Source organism: Vitiosangium sp. GDMCC 1.1324 (assembly GCF_003044305.1).
Classification (GTDB): domain Bacteria; phylum Myxococcota; class Myxococcia; order Myxococcales; family Myxococcaceae; genus Archangium.
The window spans coordinates 207,619-225,632 of the sequence record NZ_PZOX01000014.1 but is presented as its reverse complement, the minus strand read 5'-3'; the positions used below and the strand labels follow the sequence as shown (position 1 = coordinate 225,632).

At 68.7% G+C, this 18,014-nt stretch carries 20 protein-coding genes; 8 read left to right on the top strand and 12 right to left on the bottom strand.

Going from position 1 to position 18,014, the window contains the following annotated elements; translation table 11 throughout:
- Nucleotides 1-164: 164 nt before the first annotated feature.
- From DAT35_RS34715 to DAT35_RS34695, 4 genes are all read right to left on the bottom strand, one after another.
- Nucleotides 165-968 (bottom strand): SDR family NAD(P)-dependent oxidoreductase, encoded by an 804-nt coding sequence (locus tag DAT35_RS34715; RefSeq protein WP_108073339.1) that lies wholly within the window; start codon nucleotides 966-968, stop codon nucleotides 165-167.
- Between the two features lie 399 nt (nucleotides 969-1,367).
- Entirely contained in the window at nucleotides 1,368-1,991 is a 624-nt protein-coding gene (locus DAT35_RS34710; RefSeq protein ID WP_108073337.1) for a GNAT family N-acetyltransferase, read from the bottom strand.
- 245 nt (nucleotides 1,992-2,236) lie between these two features.
- Nucleotides 2,237-2,749 carry a VOC family protein gene (locus DAT35_RS34705; RefSeq protein ID WP_233261897.1) on the bottom strand — a complete coding sequence of 171 codons (513 nt, stop codon included), beginning with the start codon at nucleotides 2,747-2,749 and terminating at the stop codon, nucleotides 2,237-2,239.
- 320 nt (nucleotides 2,750-3,069) lie between these two features.
- Nucleotides 3,070-4,023, bottom strand: coding sequence for a hypothetical protein (locus tag DAT35_RS34695; RefSeq protein WP_146210020.1), 954 nt, complete (start codon nucleotides 4,021-4,023; stop codon nucleotides 3,070-3,072).
- Nucleotides 4,024-4,181: 158 nt separating this feature from the next.
- Here DAT35_RS34695 and DAT35_RS60135 point away from each other — a divergent pair, with 158 nt between their 5' ends.
- The gene (locus DAT35_RS60135; RefSeq protein WP_199243082.1) at nucleotides 4,182-4,457 is read left to right on the top strand and encodes an FAD-dependent oxidoreductase; all 276 of its coding nucleotides are present in this window, start codon (nucleotides 4,182-4,184) and stop codon (nucleotides 4,455-4,457) included.
- Between the two features lie 191 nt (nucleotides 4,458-4,648).
- On the opposite strand, the gene DAT35_RS34685 is transcribed toward DAT35_RS60135, so the two are convergent.
- Nucleotides 4,649-6,253, bottom strand: coding sequence for a HEAT repeat domain-containing protein (locus tag DAT35_RS34685; RefSeq protein WP_108073328.1), 1,605 nt, complete (start codon nucleotides 6,251-6,253; stop codon nucleotides 4,649-4,651).
- Nucleotides 6,254-6,440: 187 nt separating this feature from the next.
- Here DAT35_RS34685 and DAT35_RS34680 point away from each other — a divergent pair, with 187 nt between their 5' ends.
- Together DAT35_RS34680 and DAT35_RS34675 are read left to right on the top strand one after the other, a co-directional pair.
- Nucleotides 6,441-6,677: an N-acetylmuramidase domain-containing protein gene (locus tag DAT35_RS34680; RefSeq protein WP_108073325.1), complete on the top strand. Its 237-nt coding sequence runs from the start codon at nucleotides 6,441-6,443 to the stop codon at nucleotides 6,675-6,677.
- Between the two features lies 1 nt (nucleotide 6,678).
- Nucleotides 6,679-7,293 (top strand): hypothetical protein, encoded by a 615-nt coding sequence (locus DAT35_RS34675; RefSeq protein WP_146210019.1) that lies wholly within the window; start codon nucleotides 6,679-6,681, stop codon nucleotides 7,291-7,293.
- A 421-nt stretch (nucleotides 7,294-7,714) separates the two neighbouring features.
- Here the strand turns inward: DAT35_RS34675 and DAT35_RS34665 are convergent, their stop codons facing one another.
- Entirely contained in the window at nucleotides 7,715-8,137 is a 423-nt protein-coding gene (locus tag DAT35_RS34665; protein ID WP_146210018.1) for a hypothetical protein, read from the bottom strand.
- Here DAT35_RS34665 and DAT35_RS61180 point away from each other — a divergent pair.
- The 3 genes from DAT35_RS61180 to DAT35_RS34655 are packed head-to-tail and all read left to right on the top strand — an operon-like array spanning nucleotide 8,136 to nucleotide 9,148.
- Nucleotides 8,136-8,267 carry a DUF1993 domain-containing protein gene (locus DAT35_RS61180; RefSeq protein ID WP_146210017.1) on the top strand — a complete coding sequence of 44 codons (132 nt, stop codon included), beginning with the start codon at nucleotides 8,136-8,138 and terminating at the stop codon, nucleotides 8,265-8,267. The two genes, DAT35_RS34665 and DAT35_RS61180, sit on opposite strands and share 2 nt — an antisense overlap.
- A 36-nt stretch (nucleotides 8,268-8,303) precedes the next feature.
- Complete coding sequence (locus DAT35_RS34660; RefSeq protein ID WP_146210016.1) at nucleotides 8,304-8,834, top strand: hypothetical protein; 531 nt, start codon at nucleotides 8,304-8,306, stop codon at nucleotides 8,832-8,834.
- Nucleotides 8,831-9,148, top strand: coding sequence for a hypothetical protein (locus DAT35_RS34655; protein WP_146210015.1), 318 nt, complete (start codon nucleotides 8,831-8,833; stop codon nucleotides 9,146-9,148). The genes DAT35_RS34660 and DAT35_RS34655 overlap by 4 nt, the downstream gene beginning before the upstream one ends.
- Before the next feature lie 296 nt (nucleotides 9,149-9,444).
- On the opposite strand, the gene DAT35_RS34650 is transcribed toward DAT35_RS34655, so the two are convergent.
- Nucleotides 9,445-9,699, bottom strand: coding sequence for a hypothetical protein (locus DAT35_RS34650; RefSeq protein ID WP_108073310.1), 255 nt, complete (start codon nucleotides 9,697-9,699; stop codon nucleotides 9,445-9,447).
- A gap of 553 nt (nucleotides 9,700-10,252) precedes the next feature.
- On the opposite strand from DAT35_RS34650, the gene DAT35_RS34645 reads away from it, so the two are divergent.
- Nucleotides 10,253-10,648 (top strand): hypothetical protein, encoded by a 396-nt coding sequence (locus tag DAT35_RS34645; RefSeq protein ID WP_108073306.1) that lies wholly within the window; start codon nucleotides 10,253-10,255, stop codon nucleotides 10,646-10,648.
- A gap of 26 nt (nucleotides 10,649-10,674) precedes the next feature.
- Here the strand turns inward: DAT35_RS34645 and DAT35_RS34640 are convergent, their stop codons facing one another.
- From DAT35_RS34640 to DAT35_RS34625, 4 genes are all read right to left on the bottom strand, one after another.
- Nucleotides 10,675-11,322 (bottom strand): LysE family translocator, encoded by a 648-nt coding sequence (locus tag DAT35_RS34640; RefSeq protein WP_108073304.1) that lies wholly within the window; start codon nucleotides 11,320-11,322, stop codon nucleotides 10,675-10,677.
- 130 nt (nucleotides 11,323-11,452) lie between these two features.
- Nucleotides 11,453-13,582: an FUSC family protein gene (locus tag DAT35_RS34635; RefSeq protein ID WP_158502031.1), complete on the bottom strand. Its 2,130-nt coding sequence runs from the start codon at nucleotides 13,580-13,582 to the stop codon at nucleotides 11,453-11,455.
- 138 nt (nucleotides 13,583-13,720) lie between these two features.
- Entirely contained in the window at nucleotides 13,721-14,611 is an 891-nt protein-coding gene (locus DAT35_RS34630; protein WP_108073300.1) for a dihydrodipicolinate synthase family protein, read from the bottom strand.
- Between the two features lies 1 nt (nucleotide 14,612).
- Nucleotides 14,613-15,122: a cupin domain-containing protein gene (locus tag DAT35_RS34625; RefSeq protein ID WP_108073298.1), complete on the bottom strand. Its 510-nt coding sequence runs from the start codon at nucleotides 15,120-15,122 to the stop codon at nucleotides 14,613-14,615.
- 83 nt (nucleotides 15,123-15,205) lie between these two features.
- Here DAT35_RS34625 and DAT35_RS34620 point away from each other — a divergent pair, with 83 nt between their 5' ends.
- The gene (locus DAT35_RS34620; RefSeq protein ID WP_108073296.1) at nucleotides 15,206-16,681 is read left to right on the top strand and encodes a PLP-dependent aminotransferase family protein; all 1,476 of its coding nucleotides are present in this window, start codon (nucleotides 15,206-15,208) and stop codon (nucleotides 16,679-16,681) included.
- Between the two features lie 48 nt (nucleotides 16,682-16,729).
- Here DAT35_RS34620 and hemA read toward each other — a convergent pair whose 3' ends face one another.
- A complete protein-coding gene (hemA, locus tag DAT35_RS34615) occupies nucleotides 16,730-17,974 on the bottom strand; it encodes a glutamyl-tRNA reductase (protein ID WP_233261912.1) in 1,245 nt (414 codons plus the stop codon).
- Nucleotides 17,975-18,014: the final 40 nt, after the last annotated feature.

Sequence of the window (18,014 nt, the reverse complement as noted above, 5' to 3'; positions counted from 1 at the left end):
CGTCGCGCTGGGAGACAGCGCATCGCCACAACTCGGGCAGGAACGAGGGGCAGGCGGACTCATGGGGGAACGGTTCGCCCCGCCGGTCTACCACACCAGGCAGACCCCCCGGCTACCCCCACGGAGAGTCACGCTCCCATGGACTCCACGCGCCTCCGGCCCGATCACATGCCCATGCCGCCGTCCACCGGCAGGCCGATGCCCGTGATGTACCGCGAGGCGTCCGAGGCGAGGAACACGGCGGCATCCGCCATGTCCGACACCTCGCCGAGCCGGCCCAGGGGCGTCTGGCCAATGACGTCGCGGACGGCCGCTTCGATGCTCGGCGCGAGCCCGAGCTTCACCATGCTCTCGGCGAGCCCGGTGCCCATCGCCGTTGGGACGAGCCCGGGGTAGATGCAGTTGACGCGCACGCCATAGCCGAGCTTGCCGGACTCCTGCGCGGCGACGCGGGTCATGCGATCCACGGCCGACTTGGTGCCCGAGTAGCCGGCGATGCCCGGTAGGGCGATGGTGGCCGATACGGAGGAGAGGTTGATGATGCTCCCGCCGGCGCCCGCCCTGCCTCCGGGACGCATGGCGCGCAGGCCGTGCTTGAGGCCGAGCGCCACGCCCACCACGTTGACGTCCAGCATGCGGCGCAGCTGCCCGGGGTCGATGTCCACGACGAGCGCGGAGATCTCGATGCCCGCGTTGTTGACGAGGACTTCCAGCCCGCCGAGCTCCTCGAGAGTGCGCGCGACGCCGCGCTCCCAGTCCGCCTCGGACGTCACGTCGAGTTTCACGAAGGAGGCCCGGGCCCCTGCCTTGCGCAGGGTGTCCACCGTGGCGCGCCCCTCCTCCTCGAGCACGTCAGCCACCATCACGTCCGCGCCCACGCGCGCCATGGCCCCGGCGATGCCGGCTCCCAGGCCGCGTGCTCCCCCGGTGATCAATGCCCTGCGACCCTTCAAACTGTAGCTTGCCATTGCATCCTCTTCCGGCACTTCGAGTCGTCCAGGTCCATGTCAGCAATGTCGATGCCACGGGACCCGCTCGGCGGGGTCGAGCTCCCCCTGTCCGGGGTCCGTCGCGGCGGCTCCTGGCGTATCAGCCGTGTCGTTTGACGCGTCATCCGTATCGTTTGACAGGTCGGCCGTGTCGTTTGACGCGTCAGTCCCTCGTCACGGGGGCGTTCCTGGCACCGGTGTGCTCGTAAGTGCCGTACGTGCAGGAGAGCGTCTGGCGCCGCGCGAGGAAGCTCATCGACATCATGGTCGGGCGCACCTCGATGCGCAGGCCCGCCTCGCACTGCGTGGCCTCGCGGTAGTCCGCTCAGCCCTGGTCTCACAACGGAAGCGGGGCAGCGGAAAGGGCTCGGGACTCTGTCAACCGCGCGTCCCCGTGGGACACTGGAAATACGTGGTGCCCACGGCTCCCGCGACGGTGAGCCGCTGGAAACCCAGACGCTCATAGAAACGCAGTGCCAGGGTATTGTCGTTGCTCGTGCCCAGATGGAGCGAGGGCGCGCCCGAGGCAGCCGCCGCGGCGAGGAAGGTCTCCACGAGGCGCCGGCCGTACCCGCCCCCCTGCACATGGGGGAGCAGATTGACATGCAGGTGCGCCGGGTGGGGGGCCAGCTCGGGAGCGAGCATCCACTCGGGATGGTGCAGTGTGGCGATCAGCCGCTCGTCCGCGGTGATGGCCGGCTCGGCCGGACGGGGATGACGGCCAGCCACGCGCGGCAGCCACCGGGTACGCCAGGCCTCCACGAAGGCCGGAGTGTCGGCGGTGCCGAGCACGTACCCGACCGCGCGTCCGCCCTCATCGACCACGAACGCCAGCTGTGGCTCGAGCTCGAGGTAGGGGCCCGCGTAGACGTCGGGCAGCAGCTCGTCGCTCCGGTAGAGGCCTCGGGCATCCTGACCGGCCGCGCCCGTACGCACACAGATGTCATACACAGCGCCCCGGTCATCCGGGTGGTAGGGCCGAAGATGAAGGGAAGGGCGCATGTCCGCCGAGCCTACCCCGCGAGAGAACCTGGGGCCCTGAAGAGTGGAGGCGGGGGGAATCGAACCCGTGGACAAGGCGATAGAAAACCCTGAGTTCGAGTTTCGCAGTTTCGGGCGGTCGGGATGAGCGAGCGGAGGGTGAGCTGGTGGGTTGGCTTGCGCCCGATGGACGAGCGCGACGTCGCCGCCCACACGGGCTGCTCAGGCGCTACTGGGACGAGCGCTGAGCAGCCCGGCCGGCCGCATCAGGCCTGCGGCGCCGTCCAGACCAGGTTCCACAGGTGGCCGTCGAGGTCCTCGAAGCCCTGGTCATACATGAAGCCGTGGTCCTCGGGCGGGTGCGGAGTACGGCCGCCGGCGGCGACGGCCTTGGCGATCAGACTGTCCACTTCTTCCCGGCTCTCGCAGCTCAGGCAGATGACGACCTCGTTGGCCTCCTTCGCCTGCACGACGGGCTTGTCGATGAGGGTCTTGAAGAACGCTTCGGTCGTCAGCATGGCATGAATGCTGCCATCCGCGATGACCATGAACGCCGCGCTCTCGTTGCTGAATTGTGGATTGAAGCTGAAGCCGAGAGTGGAAAAGAAGGCCTTGGATTTGTCCAGGTCCTTGACCGGCAGGTTGAAGATGATCTGCTTGTTCATGACGTCCCCATGTCGAAAGGTGAGTTGAATAACGGGTCCTGCATCCGGGCGACGAATGATGACGCATGAGATCGACAAGCGTGCGAAAATAATTTTCGCTGCGATGGCGCTCACCAGACCGCTTCGCTGTTGCGCCACGCCGGTAGTTCTCGCACACGGTCGAACCACGCCAGCCGCTGAGCGCGTCCATGGGCGCGCCCTGCTCGCCCACCTCCTTCCGGGAGGAGATGGACACGCCCACCTTGCTCACCTCGCCACGGGCGCGGGGGCTGTCCGGGGCCCTGTCCATCTGCGTGGGCAGGTCGAAGGCGAGGGAAAGGCTCTTCTTCCAGCGGGCCTTGTCGTCCTTCACGTTGGACATGGCGCAACTCCAGCAAGGGGCAGCAGGGGCGTGGGCTTCTACGGAACGCGGGCGCCGCGGCGGGCAGCCATCGCTACACGTCGTGCAATCGCGCGAGAACTCTTGCCCCCTCGCGCGTATCGGCAACGAATGGCACCGTCAGCCGGCCGAGCTCTCGCGCATCACGAGCAAGGTCGAGAAGCTCGTCGTCGGTCTTGCCATGGATCCACCAGACCGATGAATCGTCGTCCTCGACGACCCAAATCCAGCCATCGTCCGATTGGCTGAAGTGATGAAGTGTGGCTCCCGTCGCGTAGGGGCGCGAGGTGCAGGAGAACCGCGTCTGGAGCGCTGCATGCGCCTCCGCCCCCAAAGGACCCTGGGATGCGCGTAGCCAGAGCCCATTCTTGAACGGCTGGACTGGCGAAGCCTCTTCAGAACGCGCGAGATCGGCGGCCTTGCCCCAGAAGGAGCTCGGCGTCCAATCTTGGGAGACGTAAGAATCGGCGAATGACCGGAAAAGCCACGACGAGAACGTAAGCGTCTCGGACCAACCGTGACCGCGACCGTGCTCACGAAGCGGCGGATCCGCCGAGCCGTCGAGCTCGAAGAAGCAGCGCCATCTGCGCATGACGTCGGTTTGCAGATAGACGAGAGGCCCGCGAAGGTCGGCTGGAGGTTCGATTCCTTCGCGCTCCGGCGCGGCCTCACCTGCTCGCGCGCGCTCGATGGACGAGAGCAGACTCGGGAGCGCCTCCATCGCGCCGTCCCAATATTCTGCCCACAAGTCCGTCATTGCGATTTCCCAGAAGTCGTCCGTCACGCGACCGGCGATCCGCGCCCCGACCTCGGGTTCGTTCCACACGGTGCGTTTGTGTTCGTTCGGCGCCATCGGAATCGTGGCGTTCGTCGTGAAGAACTCGCGCACCACTTCGGGAACGCGACGACCGGTGCGTCTCTCCCACGCCTCGACTTCGCGTTCGCGCTCTCGGCAGACAGACGGTTCCACGACGAGAAGGAGATAAAGCGGTTGGAGTCGCGACAGCATGCGCCCCGCAGGATACACCGGCTTCGAGCGGATGACGGAGTGAGCGCGAGAGATTCGCGGAGGCCGCGGCTCCAGCGCCCGGTCTGAAGTTCACCGCCGCCCCGGGGTGTTCCCCTATCATCCAGCCTTCCCCGGAAGGGACACCTGGCGGCGCGCCGATGGGACAGGAAGCGGACGTCATCGTCGTGGGCGGTGGGCTGGCGGGGCTGGTCACCGCGACGGAGCTCGCGGACGCGGGCAAGCGCGTCACGGTGCTGGACCAGGAAGGGGAGCAGAGCCTGGGAGGCCAGGCCTTCTGGTCCTTCGGCGGGCTGTTCCTGGTGGACTCGCGACGTGGGGCACCGGGCCAGGCGTGCTCGCGCCCTTCGTGCGGCGGGCGCAGGCCGTGCGGGAGAAGGGGACGCTCACGTTCGTGGTTCGTGCTGAATCAGTGAATCATCAAGAAGGAGTTCGCGCTCTCGGGCTCCGAGCAGAACCCGGACCTGACGAACAAGGACTGGCGCGGGGTGCTTGACCGCGCGGTTCCCCCAAGCAGGAGAGGAGGGAGCGAGCGTGGCACCCCAGGCAGCGGTCAAGCAGTCACTAGAGCACGAGGCTCGCGGGACCCAACTCCCGGAGTCCGGGCTCACTCATACGCGCGCAGCAGGTGGTCCAGCTCGTGGGCCATCCGGGGGTCGAGGTGCCGGGCCGCGCGCACTGCCTCCCGCAGCTCCCGGAGCCGCGCCGGCGAGGGACTGGAGGCGAAGCTCCGGAAGGACTCGGCTACCCATCGCTCGAGGTGCTGCAGGGCCCGCGTGCGCGAGGGCTCGTCCGGGAGCGCGGCGGCGTCGAGCAGCAGCGGGAGGGCGTCGAAGCGCGGCAGGGCCGCGATGAGCTCGAGCGCCTGACGGAAGGCATGGGGCAGCAACCCCGGCCGGAAGAGGCAGCGGTGCAGCCACTCGGGGGTGATGCGCCCCGCGCGCTGGGACAGAGCGGCGGCCGCGGCCCGGCAGACGCTCGGCGACGAGTCGAGGAACAGCTCGCGCAGGGCCTCCACGCTGCCGTCACCGTCCAGCCGGCCCAGTGCGGTAACGGCCTCGCGCCGCACCGCCACGAGCGGATGGGCGAGCAGGGCCCGCAGCAGCGGCGCATCCGAAACGTTGCCCGTCTCCCCCAGTCCGGCGACGGCTCCGGGTCGTACGGGCACTTCTCGCAGCTCCGCGCGGTACAGCTCGGAGAGGTCCACGGTGCCGGAGAGCCGGCGCTGGGCGAAGTCACGGATGGCGCCGCTCGGATCCATCAATGCCTCGCGCACCTTGGCCGCGGCGAGCGCGGGCACCCGGCGTGCGTAGAGGGTATAGGCCTCACGCCGGATGAACATGGAGCGTGAGTGCTCCAGGTCCGCGAGCACCGGGGGCAGTTCCTCGTCGGAGTAGAGCGCGTCCACGTGCTCCACCGCGAGCATTCGCACCACCGGGTCCGAATCGTCCAGGCCCCGCTCGACGGCGCGCCGGGCCAGCTCCTGGGGGCTCTTCATGAGCAGCCGGAAGGCCGAGCGCCGCGACCGCCACTTCAGCGAATCGAGGTGACGCTCCAGCCACGCGAGCGCGTCCGGTTGGCCCAGCCGCGCCATCGCCGCTTCCAGGAAGGGCGAGTGGTCCGCACGCGTGAGCTGGCGCAGCGTCTCCAGCAGGGGGAAGTGCCGGACGAGTAGTTCCAGAGGGACACGGGGGAGCGCGGCCCTCGCGGCTCGTAGCGCGGTGTCGCGCACGGGGACCACCCAATCATTGAGGCGCACGAGGAGGAAGGGCCAGCAGGCCACGTCCCCGCTGTCGGCCAGGTGTTGCAGGGCGGCCTGCCGCGTGAAGCCATTGGGGTGGCAGGTGAGCAGTGCCATCACCGAGGGCGACAGTGACGCGAAGCGGCCCAGTTCCTCGGGACGGAGGTCGGAGTAGTCCGTGTAGAAGAGGCTGCGCTGGCGAAGGGACTCGTCCACGGCGCGCGCGTCGTCCGGGCCGAGGCTCGCGACGAGGTGGTGCAGGACCTGGGAGAGCGCTCGGGCCTCGTCATCCTGGGCCCACTGCACCATGGAGAAGACGGGGAGCACCATGGCCGGCTCCGGCTGCGCCGCGAGAGGGACCAGGAGGGCGTCCCGCTCAGGCCCCCGGGCTTTGCGCAGTTGCTCGAGGTAGCCTGTCTTCGTGTGCAACGCATCCAGCAGCGCCCGGGCGCGAGGGGAGAGGGATTTCATAGGGGATCGACCGACGAGCGCGGGGCGCGGAGTCTGACAGGCGGTGGAGGGCAGGATGGCACCCGGTGTCCGGGAGGCTCACCGGCCGCCATGGGCGCGCCGGGCGCAGTCGATGAAGCGCTCCCCCAAGCAGGTACGGAGGAGAGGAGCGTGACGCGCCGCCAGGTGCGGAGGAGAGGAGGGGAGCGTGGCGCCAGAGGAAGGGGAGAGGCAGGAGCCGAGGAAGGAGAGGACGCCGCAAGTAGACTGGGCAGGGCAGCTGCGCAGGACATTCTCCTGCCTATACGCCAAGCAGAAGGGGGGTATGGTCGAGGCGCTCAAGGCGAAGAATTTCGCCAAGATGGCGACTCTCTACAACGGCGAAGACTATGGCGACTACGACAAGCGGATCGCGAAGGCCTACAAGAAGCACGGAGGTAACTAGCATGGGACGGTGGTTCATCCGGTCGGCCGCGTTGCTTTGTGCGGCGCTGTTTGCTGCTTCCGCATTTGCCGAGACCTCCGCTCCGCGCCTGCGGTCAGGGATCTACGAGGGGCTGATGCTCGCGGTCGATCCGCAGGGAGGAATCACCGGCTACTATCGCGAAGAGCAGGGCGAGGGTGTGACCAAGACCTGCAGCTTCTTTCTCACGGGCAAGGTCGCCGCCGGCGCAACGCCTGTGAGCACCTGGAGCAGCCAGCGGTTCCCCGGGACACTGACCCCGCAGAGCGACGGAGTGGAGCTGCGCATCGAGCAGGGGCGTGAGCATTCCGGCTGTGGCCTCGTGCTGCTGCCGGAGATCTCATCGGGGCTGGAGCTCGATCTGGTCCGCGAGACGAACTGGCGCGAACTCCGGCGGATTGTCGATAAGCGCGCCAATTTCCATTCCGCCCCGTCCGATGCGAAGAAGACGCGTGCGTTCGTCGTCACAGGCGACGTCGTCGGCGTGGTCGCCGAGTCCGGAGAGTGGCTTGAGGTGGAATACCCGGGCAAGAAGAAGACGACCCGGGGCTGGGTGCGCGCGGCCGCGACACAGAAGCTGACGGCACCCGCGCAATAGAGCCGCCGTGGCGAGCGACGGGTGATGGCGTAGGTGAAGCAAGAGGGAGGGGTGAGAGCGATTCTGGATCACCTGGGACTGCCCATGGCAGGTGCGAGCCTGACCCCGGCGCGAGCGACACCCCAGGGCGCATGGTGTTGAGGCTTACGCCGCCACAGCCAAGAGAGCTGGTGCCCCTGCCGCGCCCCCCATGGGAGGGCGGCCTGGACAGGCATGCCCAAGGAGGCTGCGTGGCCTCTGCACCGGCCCGGCGCACAGCTCGGCCGGCACCTGTCAGCGGCTCTCCTCGGCCTCTCTGCACCAGCCCTCCCCCCTCAACGTCCCATCAGGCGTCGGCATCCTGGACATCGGCGGGTCGCGCCATCGAAGCGTATAGAAGGCGGGATAGGGGACCTGTTGAGGGGGCGGGCTGGAGGGGAGCTCAGTCCAGCCACCGCCTCAGGCTCTCCAGATCCTTTGACGTCCAACCCCGCGCGGCACACACCGCGACCACGCGCGAGGCGCCTGCTCGCACCTCGCGCCAGAAGGACTCGAGGTCCACGCGTTCCTCCACGAGCACCTCGACGCGACGGCCGTCGCGCTGACCGCGCAGCAGGAACTCGACGCCCCGCCGCGCCACCTCCACGGAGAAGGGGCCCTCCATGAAGCGGCACGAGGCACTCGCGGCGCGCCCGGAGCGCAGACCCTCCAGCGCCTCCAGCCACCAGGCCAGCACCACCACCGGGAAGTCACTCCAGCCCTCCTCGGGAAACGCCGCGCCGTCGCCTCGAAGGAACAGCACGCCCGTGATGGAGCCAGAGGACGCGCGCGTCAGGGAGTCCGTATCCACATGCACCGTGAGCATGGACACGAGCCTACTCCCTGGAACGCGAAACGCCCCGGCCTCCTCCATCCTCCGCCACAACGGCGTCGACGTGGGCAAGGGCGACTTCCTCGGCGAGCTGCCCTTCTTCGACGTCGCGCAGGAGCCCTGACGTCTTCTCTGGGCCATGCGTGCTAAGCACACGCGCATGGCCCGCACTGCGTCCAAGTCCACGAAGAGCCCCGCCGCGAAGAAGACGGCGGTGAAGAAGACCGCCGCGAAGAAGGTCTCCACCCGAGGCACCGCGACGACCACCGAGGCGAAGCCAGCCCGGCCCGCTCCGAGCACCAAACCGCTCGGGCAGAAGATGCTCCTCAAGCCCGGCATGGAGGCGGTGGTGCTCGGCGCTCCCGGAGACGCGGCCACGCTGCTGGGTGAGCTGCCCGAGGGCGCGCGCGTGCGGACGAAGCTCGGAGCCGGAGCGCCCTTCATCCTCGCCTTCGTGCACAACCGCGCCGAGCTCGCGCAGCGCATGGCGGAGCTCGGCCCGGTGCTCACCCCCACCACGGTGCTCTGGGTGGCCTACCCGAAACAGACCTCGAAGGTGGAGACGGACCTCAACCGGGACCGAGGCTGGGAGTCCGCCGCGAAGCTCGGCTTGCAGACCGTGGCCCAGGTGGCCGTGGACGCCACGTGGGCCGCGAGCCGGCTCCGCCCCATCGCGAGCTCAAGCCCATGACGACCCACCGGCGCATCCTGCTCGAGGGCTACACCCCCGAGGAAATCCTGCGGCTGTCCGACGAGGAGCTGCGCGCCTTCGTCTTCGCGGACGAGCCCCTCGTCTTCCAGGCCGGCTCGGCGCAGGTGCTGGGCCAGTTCCAGGTGAAGGAGGCCCGGCTCGTCGTGGAGCTGGCGCAGATCGACGGCGGCGGTGAGGGCATCCTCCAGACGCTCTGGCACCTGTCCGAGCACTACGCACGCAGCCGCGGATTGGACTCGGTCGAGTGGAACGAGGGGGTCGTGCAACCGCGCTTCCGCAAGATCGAAGGCTGAGCAGGCTCGCCCGGTCAATGCAGACGTACCTTCAGGTGCTCCTCATCGGCAGCTTTCGCATGTCTCAAGTTCCGGTATGGGGAGGGAGTTGGCCATGCTGGATGTTCTCGGTTCGATACGGCTGTTGAGTGTCGGACTGGGCTCCCCCGAGGAGTCCATCAGTTGCTGTTCTCTTCCAACGAGGCGATGGAGCTCGACAGGCGCCCAGCTCCTTGTACAGCGCACCGGGCGCCCGGGCATCCACTCTTTCCCGCCGCCGTTGGCTCAGCGCCAGTCCAGCAGCGGGCGGTGGGGCCTCAGCAGGATGTGTCGCAGGTGGCGTTGCACCAGTCGTAGTCGTCGCGGCAGAACGTCTTGCAGTCCGCGTCGCGCGGGGGGCAGTGGGAGTAGCAGTAGTTGTACGTCGGCGTGCAGGTGGAGCAGCACGTCCCCGTCAGCGTCTGCGGAGCAGCTTCGGCGGCCTGGGGCCGCATCGCGCCCATGGCCACACCGGCCACCACGCCCGTCATCAGCGCCACCGCGACGGAACCCACCTTCCATGTCTTCTTCATGATGTTTCCTCCTGAAACGCAGTTTTTTCAGAACAGCGGATTGTTCCACCCGCGGGGAGTCCCGAGGTGGTGGGAGGAAGCTATCGAGCAGGCGTGATGGGAGCGTGACGGGCACGGCTCCCAAGAGGATGTCAAAGGGCTCGAACGGCGCCTGGCACCGATGCTCCCCCAGAAAGGTTCCGGCGAACCTGGGGCGCTGATAGAGGCAGCGGGAATCGAAGCCGCTAATGCGGCTCCGCTCCCACTCGGGATCAGCAGCACCCTGGGCGAGTCCATGCGCGTCCGTCCGGTTTAGTCCCCTTGGACCCCTCGCCGGGCGAAGAGCGGCGTGCACTCCGCCCCTCTTGCTGGTTTCTGGCGCCGATGTCTTGGGCTACCAATGCCGGGCTCCGGTGGCCCCCACCGCCCAGAACATCGCCTGCCGTGCACTCGTGGCCTCATGGGCTCGAGCGCCGTTGACCCGGGTTGTTGCATCGCCCGAAACTTTCGAACTCAACAAACCGGACAGCACTAAGCGTTGCATCCGAAGAAACGCGAAAGGCTCGGCGGGACCATGCCTTACATTCCAGACTTCGACATAGATGCAATCCTCGGTGCTCTTGACGCCATCAGCCAGAAGCATCCGGAGGGCTCCCCGGAACGGGACGTCATCGAACTTGCGCAGATTGCGTTGATCTATCCCCGCCACACGAGGAAAGAGGGTGACTTCCGCAGGTTCTACAAGGAGTTCTTTGATCCCTCATTCAAGCTCAAAGTCTCCCACGAGTTCGCAACACGGGAAGATGCAGACAAATGGCTCGCCAGTGGGAAGGCCGAGGACGCCGAGCGTGTCAGAATCGCTGGCAAGGGATTCATGGTCGTTCGATTGCCTGGGAGGTTTACGTTCATGAGCGCACCTCTTGAAGGCGAAGAGGTGGAGGAAGACGAATCGGGGGAGGATTCCGAGTAGGCAATTCAAACTGACGGGAATGTCAGTTATCCCGAAACCAGCAGCCGAATCCCGTAAACCACCAGCACCAGCGCGAGCACCTGGCGGATGAGCGGCTCCCGCCGGGAGTACGCCCGTCGGACGTGCCCGGTGGATAGGCCCCAGGCCAGCGTTCCGTACCACGCCATGGCGAGCGTCACGATGCCCGCCGCCGCGGCTACGCGCACCCACAAGGGAATGCCCGGTGCCACCGTGGGGGTGAGGATGCTCAGGTAGAACGGCATCGTGTTCGGATTGGACAGACTGGCGAACAGCCCGCTGCGAAACGGCCGGTCTTCCTCGCTCGTCAGCGCCCGCTCCACGGGAGCCACCGCCGGAGCAGCCTCGGATGTCCGAGCGGCCGTACGCGCGGAGCGCAGCCCTCGCACGCCCAGGTAGAGCAGGTACAGCCCGCCCACGTAGCGCACGGCGCGCATCCCTCCCGGGAGCTGCTGCAAGAGCATGGCGACGCCGCCGAGAATGATGCAGAGCCACACCGCATTTCCCAGGGCAATCCCCAGCACGGCCAAGGCCGCGCGCCGGCGCGTTGCGGACAGCGCTAGGCGCGTGACGATGAACGTGTTCGGCCCGGGCGTGATGACCGCGAGCAGGTACAGACCGTAGATGGAGGCGAGCAGGGGGCCGGGCGGAGTCATGGCGGCGGCCCTACCCAATCACCTGGCGACCCCCGCGTGCAACCTGGCGGAGTGCGAGCGGCTCGCGAACGAGCTCGTCACGCCCCCCTGGCCGGAGGACGTCTTCGGGCCGCTGGAGCCGGCGACGTCCCTACGTCCCCGGGAGCTCGCTCCTGGGGAGGGGGCCCGCGGTCCTGGCCAGGACATGGAGTGTGTCGTCCACCCGGGCGAGCCAATGCAGCAGGATGGGAGGGCTCGCGGGGCCCCGCCTCAAGGTCTCCTCGCCCACGAGCGAGTTCCGGGCCCGCTCGAGCAACGGAGATGCGGACTCGAGCGTGGGAAACTCCTCCGCGTCCAACGTCTGCGCGAGCGCGCGTGCATTGTTCGCGAGCCGGGTGCCTGCCTCGCGGAGCATCTCGCGGACCGCCTCGTGCACGTGCAGGACAGCCTTGCCCAGGGCGAGGTGCCGGACGAAGACGACGAGCTCGGACACCGTGTGCACCGTGCGCTCGGTCCGGGGGGCGAACCGCACCATGGGTCCGGTGAGGGGACGCGCCGCCGTTCGTAGCTCTCGGAGGCGCGCATCGAGGGCTCGCGCGGAGTCCATCAGCCGGGCCGGGTCGGACTCCTCCGAGCGTTTCACCACGGCCTCCTCGAGGTAATCGCAGACGGCGGACAGGACCTGCTTCGCGGTGGCGTGGATGTGCTCCGTCGTCCGCTCCGGGAAGAGGAAGGCTGCGCAGAGCATGCCGAGGCTGGCGCCAATCATCGTCTCCTCGATGCGCAGGTAGAGGAGTCCGGGCGAGAAACGGCCGAGCAGGCTGTAGAGGACCGACAGCATGGCGGTGAACCAGAAGACCATCCACGCGTAGGAGATGCGTATCAGGTAGAAGCCGAAGAAGATGCAGACGAAGACGCTCACGAGCTCGACCGAGCGGTGTCCCGCGACGAGCCCCGCGAGCAGCAATCCGGCGATGACGCCCAGGAGCGTTCCGAGCACCCGGTACCAGCCGCGGAGCAGGGTCTCACCGAGCGTCCTCGTGCGCGTGAAGATGACGAACGCGGTGATGACGGCCCAGTACCAGCGTTCGGAGGACACGGCGTGGCCCACCACCATCGCGAGCACGCTCGCCACGGTGGCCTGGAGCGCCTGCCGTGTCGACGGATGAAGACCGTCTCCCGGCGGTATGGCTCCCGGGCTCGTGGCCGCGTTTGGGGTGGTCGCTCGTGCCGGTGCGAGCCGGGGAAGCTCCTCCGGGAGGCTGGCGGCGGCCTCCACCAGGTCCGTGATGGCGGTGCTGAAGCGGCGGACATCCGCGAGGGCCCGCTCGGGCTCGGGCGAACCCGGGACGAATTCCCGCAGGTGCTCGAGATGCTCCTGCACCATCCGCCGCGCGGTTGGATCTCCATTCCGTACGGCGGTGTACGCGGCGATCAGGGCTGCTCGAACCTCCTTGCGCGCATGCGGCTCCAGTGCGCCCGAGTCCACCACCTGGCGGATGGCGGCGATGACCCGGTCGGTCGCGAGCTCCAGATCGAAGATCCGCAGCCGGAGGGTGGGCTGGCAACGGGTCAGCAGATCCTCCACCGCGAGTGCCGCGTCGTTCAGACGGGCGGCTTCCCGGCGGAGGCGGCGTTGAAGAGAACGGGTCACCCTCGGGCGCTCGGGGATGTCCGTGAGGTTCCACAGCACGATGGCGATTGTCTTCCGGAAGGAGCGGACGAAGCGCTGGAGGTCCAGGCCGGGGCGGTCGCGGGTGAGCATGAACCGCACGCAGTAGGCGATGCCGATCGCGACCACGATGGCGCCGACGAGGGCCGGTAGTTGCGCCAGTTGCGCGTGGAAGAAGAGCGCATTGAAGAAGGCGAAGAAGCCGATCATCCCGAGCGCGAGCCCTCTGGGCCCGAACCGCCGCACGTAGGTGGCGATGAAGATGGTCACCGCGAAGGCCGCCGCGCCGAGCAGGGAGAGGTGCGAGGTGAGCGTCCCGATGACGATCGCGGCCGAGGCCGGAAACACCATCAGGAGCGTCGTGATGCGCTGGTCACGAGGGTTGGAATCGCTCGCGAGCTGGGATCCCATCATCCCCATCATGGTCCCCACGAGAGTGACGGTGGGCGGCTGTCCCAGCAGGCGGGCGAGCTGGGAGATGACGAGGGCGGACAGGCCGGCACCCAGCATGGAGCGAAGCCCCATCCGCAACCGTGCCAGGTCCGGGTCGGACGTCACGAACAGATCCCACAGATGGGTGGGGTGAAGAAGGCGTCTCAGGTCTCGCAAGCCGATCCTCTTTAGGGAGGAGCTTGAGGACGGGAGCGCGCACCTGCTCACCCGGGTGTCTGCTCGGACGGAGGAGGGGAGGTCATGCCGGCGCTCGGCGATTGCCAGCCCCTCCCCCGGGTGCGGTCAGGGGTCTCCTCACGCCTCGAGCTTCGTGAGGATGCGCCGCAGCGCCTCCACCTCCGGAGCGGGGAGCGGAAGGAGCGGCGCGCGCAGGGGCCCCACCTCGGTGCCGAGCAGCGCCAGGCCCGCGGACACCGTGCGCGGCAGGCCGCCCTTCACGATGAACTGGAGCAGGGGGAGCTGCTTCTGGAACACCTTGCGCGCCTCCACGAGGTTGGCCTTGTCGGCGACCTGCCGGTACAGCTCCAGGGTGAGCTCGGGGATGAGGTGCGCCGCGGCGGTGCACCAGCCCCGGGCTCCCGCCGCGAAGGCCGCGAGGGCGAGCGGATTGGAGCCGTTGAAGAAGGCCACCTCTTCACCGGCCACCTGCCGCAGGCGGTGCATTCTCCCGACGTCCCCCGTGCTCTCCTTCACCATGGTGACGTTGGGAATCTCCAGCAGCCGCGCGAGGAACTCCGGCGTCATGTCCAGTCCGCCGGTGGCCGGGTTGTTGTAGGCCATGATGGGGATGGAGATGGCGCGGGCCACCGTGTCGAAGTGCCGGAAGATCTCCTCCTCGGTGAGCTTCCAGTAGCTCATCGGGATGATCATCACGGCGTCCGCGCCCGCGCGCTCGGCGAAGCGGGCGTGGTGGACGGTGCGCTCGGTGGTGAGGCTGGAGACGCCGACCATCACCGGGACGCGGCTCGCGACGGTCTTCACGGTGGCCTCGGTGATGGCCTCGCGCTCCTCGTCGTCCAGATAGGGCAGGCAGCCCGTGCTCCCGAGGGGCGCGATGGCATGGACGCCCGAGTCCACCATGCGCGTGGTGAGCATCCGGAGCTTGTCGAGATCCACCTTCCCGTCATGCCGGAAGGGGGTGAGGGTGTAGCCGATGATGCCGTGCAGCGGGACGTGGCGGCTCATGTCAGTCCTCCTCCCCGCCGGCGAGCGCGGGCTTCTGGCCCTTCTCCGGCACTTCTTCCCGCAGGGCGATGCCCCCCATGTTCTGGAGCATGGGCGCGTTCTCGCAGGCCAGGTAGCGGGCGCGTTGCGTGGGGTGGGTGTTGACGTGGTTGTGCCAGGCCCACACCGGGATGTAGACGGCGTCCCCCTGCTTCCACGGGATGCGCTTGCCCTGGATGTCCGAGTAGCCCTCGCCCTCGAGCACGTAGAGCACGGTCTCGTAGGTGTGGCGGTGCCTGTTGGAGGACTGGCCCGGCTCCAGCCAGCCGATCGTCATGCTGATGGCATGCGAGGGCAGGTCCACGAAGAAGACGGGGTGCTTGCGCTCCTTCGAGTAGCCATCGTTCTGGCCGGCGCTCTCCACGGCGGGGTGGGAGAACTTGTCGGGCATCACCACGCGCGGGCGGGGTGGCGTCTTGTCGAAGTCGGCGGAGTGGTACTTCTGATTCGGGGCGTTCGCGGTCTGGCTCATGAATGGGCCTCCTTGTGTGAGTCGGAAGGTAGAGAGCTACCGGCACCCTCGAAAGAGCCGGTTTCGCGAAGTAGACTGGGCCGGTGTTGCGCACCTGGAAGCTCACCCTCGAGCTGGAGCCCTCCTCGTCCGTGCCGCTCTTCGTTCAGCTGGCGCGTGCGGTCGTCCGTGACATCGAGCGGGGCAGGTTGTCCCCGGGAGACGCGCTTCCCGGGACGAGGGCACTGGCACTCTCGCTCGGGGTGCATCGCAACACGGTGGACGCGGCCTATCGCGAGCTCATCCACCAGGGGTGGGCCGCCGCCGAGCCTTCCCGTGGAACCTTCGTCTCCCGGGCGCTCCCGGTGGCCGCGCCCAGGGGGTTTGGTGGCACGCCCCGGCAGCGGATGCCCGCGCGGCCGGGCTTCTCACTCCCCCAGGAGGAGGTGGCTCCCAGGCTCGTGACGCCCCCACCCAGGGGGACGCTGGTGTTCAACGATGGGGCTCCCGACGTGCGCCTGGCTCCCGCGGTGGCGCTGGCGCGTGCCTTCCGGCGCGTGCTGACGAGCCGTGCTCGGACAGCGCTGCGGGCGGGAGATGCGCGCGGAGAGCCCGGCCTGCGCGAGGCGCTCGCGGGGATGCTCAGCCGCACGCGAGGCCTCGCGGCGGGAGCGGATGACGTGCTCGTCACGAGGGGAAGCCAGATGGCCCTCTTCCTCGTGGCGCGTGCGCTCGTCCGCCCGGGAGATGTCGTGGCCGTCGAGGCGCTCGGGTACCTGCCGGCGTGGGACGCGCTGCGGCTCGCGGGAGCCCGGCTCGTGGGGTTGCCGGTGGATGAACAGGGGCTGAGGGTGGATGCGCTCCAGGCCCTGATGGCGAAGCGGCCGGTGCGCGCCGTGTACGTGACGCCCCACCACCAGTACCCCACCACCGTCACTCTCACCGCCGCCCGGAGGATGGAGCTGCTGCGCGTGGCGGCCGAGGCTCGCATGGCGGTGGTGGAGGACGACTACGACCACGAGTTCCACTACGAGGGCAGGCCCGTGCTGCCCCTGGCGAGCTCGGACCGCGCGGGTTGTGTGGTGTACGTGGGCTCGCTCTCCAAGCTGGTCGCACCGGGACTGAGGCTTGGCTACGTGGTGGCTCCCGCGCCGCTGGTGCGCGCGCTGGCGGCACTGCGGACGGTGGTGGACCGCCAGGGTGATGCGCCGCTGGAGCGGGCCCTGGCGGATCTGCTGGAAGAGGGAGAGCTCCAGCGGCATGCCCGCAAGGCTCGCCGTGAGTACCAGGCTCGGAGGGACGTGCTGGCGGAGGCGCTGCGCGGCGAGCTGGGCGGCTGCGTGGACTTCGAGGTTCCGGCCGGTGGTCTCTCGCTCTGGGCCCGGGTGGATGAATCGCTCGATGTGGAGGCCTGGGCGGAGCGTGCGGCCTCGCGGGGCGTGCACGTCACTCCGGGACGTGCTTTCGCGCTCGAGGGACGCGGTCCCTCCGCCTTCCGGCTGGGCTTCGCCTCGTTGACGCCTCAGGAGCTGAGGGAGGGGGTGCGGCGCCTGGCCCTCGCTCGCCCGCGGCGGGGCTGAGCAGGGCGGGACGTCCAGGCCGCGGCGCGGGGGAGACGGTGCCGGTCCTCACGTGGGTATGAGCCCGAAGAGATCGGCAACGACATGGGCGTACTGCTCCCCCTCTGGCTCGACGCCGATTGTCCGCAGCCGGGCCGTGGGCTCATGGAGCAGCTTGTTGATGATGGCTCGCGCCATCGCCTCGACGCTCTTGCGCTGTTTGTCGGAGAGCGTCTCGCCGAGCGAGGACAGGGTGCGCTCCACCTCGGCCCGGGCGATGGCGTCCGCGCGCTGGCGCAGGCGGCACAGGACGGGCATCCCCTCGCGCACGGCCTGGTCGCGCAGGAAGCGCGCCACTTCCTCATCCACGAGCTGGCTTGCCTTCCGAGCCTCCTCGGCCCGGACCGCTTCGTTGTGGGCCACGAACCGCTGGATGTCGTCCAGGTCATGGAGGCGCACCTGCGCCAGCGAGTCCACCCCGGCGGCGATGTTGCGCGGCACGGCCAGGTCCACCAGGACGAGAGGCCGGTGGTGCCCCCGTTCCTCGAGCACCGCCGCCACGTTCTCCCGGTGGAAGAGGGGCACCGGCGAGGAGGTGCCGCTCACCACCGCGTCCGCCGAGACGAGCAGGGTGAACAGCTCATCGAAGGGGCGTGCGATGCCTTCCACCTCGGCCGCCAGGGCCTCGGCGCGAGAGAGTGTGCGGTTGACCACCACGATGAGGCCCGCTCCCGCCTGCTTCAGGTGCCGGGCGGCCAGCCCCGCCATCTCGCCCGCGCCGACCAGCAGCACCGTCTTGCCCTCCAGCCCGCCCAGGGTCCTGTTGGCGAGCGCCACGGCCGCGCCAGCCATGGACGTGGCCGCCATGCCGATGCCGGTCTCCGTGCGCACCCGCTTGGCGCACCGGAAGGCCGCCGCGAACATGCGCGACAGCTCGCCGCGCGCAGTGCCCGCTGTCTGGCTTTGTTCCAGGGCGTCCTTCACCTGGCCCAGCACCTGCGCCTCGCCCAGCACCATGGAGTCCAGGCTCGAGGCCACTCGGAAGAGATGGAGCAGCGCGGCCTCGCCCTGGTGCTCGTAGAGGTGCTCGAGCACTTCTGTCCCTCCCAGGCGCTCCAGCTTCACCCGGGCCCGCTGACGGGCCACGGCCACGTCCGGCGCGGTCAGGTACAGCTCCACCCGGTTGCAGGTGGAGATGAGCAGCGCCTCGGCGGGTGCTTCTCCGAGCCGTTGCAGCAATTCCAACTGCCGTGCCTCGGGGAGTGCCAGCCGCTCGCGCACCGCCAGGGGGGCCGTCCGGTAGGACAGGCCCATGCATAGCAACTCCGCCGCGAGCGCCTCACGGGTGGCACTG

Bases quoted from the DNA above. Each gene is read 5' to 3' on its own strand.
- DAT35_RS34715 (WP_108073339.1), bottom strand. From the start codon at position 968: ATGGCAAGCTACAGTTTGAAGGGTCGCAGGGCATTGATCACCGGGGGA.
- DAT35_RS34710 (WP_108073337.1), bottom strand. From the start codon at position 1,991: ATGCGCCCTTCCCTTCATCTTCGGCCCTACCACCCGGATGACCGGGGC.
- DAT35_RS34695 (WP_146210020.1), bottom strand. From the start codon at position 4,023: ATGCTGTCGCGACTCCAACCGCTTTATCTCCTTCTCGTCGTGGAACCG.
- DAT35_RS60135 (WP_199243082.1), top strand. From the start codon at position 4,182: ATGGGACAGGAAGCGGACGTCATCGTCGTGGGCGGTGGGCTGGCGGGG.
- DAT35_RS34685 (WP_108073328.1), bottom strand. From the start codon at position 6,253: ATGAAATCCCTCTCCCCTCGCGCCCGGGCGCTGCTGGATGCGTTGCAC.
- DAT35_RS34675 (WP_146210019.1), top strand. From the start codon at position 6,679: ATGGGACGGTGGTTCATCCGGTCGGCCGCGTTGCTTTGTGCGGCGCTG.
- DAT35_RS61180 (WP_146210017.1), top strand. From the start codon at position 8,136: ATGGACACGAGCCTACTCCCTGGAACGCGAAACGCCCCGGCCTCCTCC.
- DAT35_RS34665 (WP_146210018.1), bottom strand. From the start codon at position 8,137: ATGCTCACGGTGCATGTGGATACGGACTCCCTGACGCGCGCGTCCTCT.
- DAT35_RS34660 (WP_146210016.1), top strand. From the start codon at position 8,304: ATGGCCCGCACTGCGTCCAAGTCCACGAAGAGCCCCGCCGCGAAGAAG.
- DAT35_RS34655 (WP_146210015.1), top strand. From the start codon at position 8,831: ATGACGACCCACCGGCGCATCCTGCTCGAGGGCTACACCCCCGAGGAA.
- DAT35_RS34650 (WP_108073310.1), bottom strand. From the start codon at position 9,699: ATGAAGAAGACATGGAAGGTGGGTTCCGTCGCGGTGGCGCTGATGACG.
- DAT35_RS34645 (WP_108073306.1), top strand. From the start codon at position 10,253: ATGCCTTACATTCCAGACTTCGACATAGATGCAATCCTCGGTGCTCTT.
- DAT35_RS34640 (WP_108073304.1), bottom strand. From the start codon at position 11,322: ATGACTCCGCCCGGCCCCCTGCTCGCCTCCATCTACGGTCTGTACCTG.
- DAT35_RS34630 (WP_108073300.1), bottom strand. From the start codon at position 14,611: ATGAGCCGCCACGTCCCGCTGCACGGCATCATCGGCTACACCCTCACC.
- DAT35_RS34625 (WP_108073298.1), bottom strand. From the start codon at position 15,122: ATGAGCCAGACCGCGAACGCCCCGAATCAGAAGTACCACTCCGCCGAC.
- hemA (WP_233261912.1), bottom strand. From the start codon at position 17,974: ATGGGCCTGTCCTACCGGACGGCCCCCCTGGCGGTGCGCGAGCGGCTG.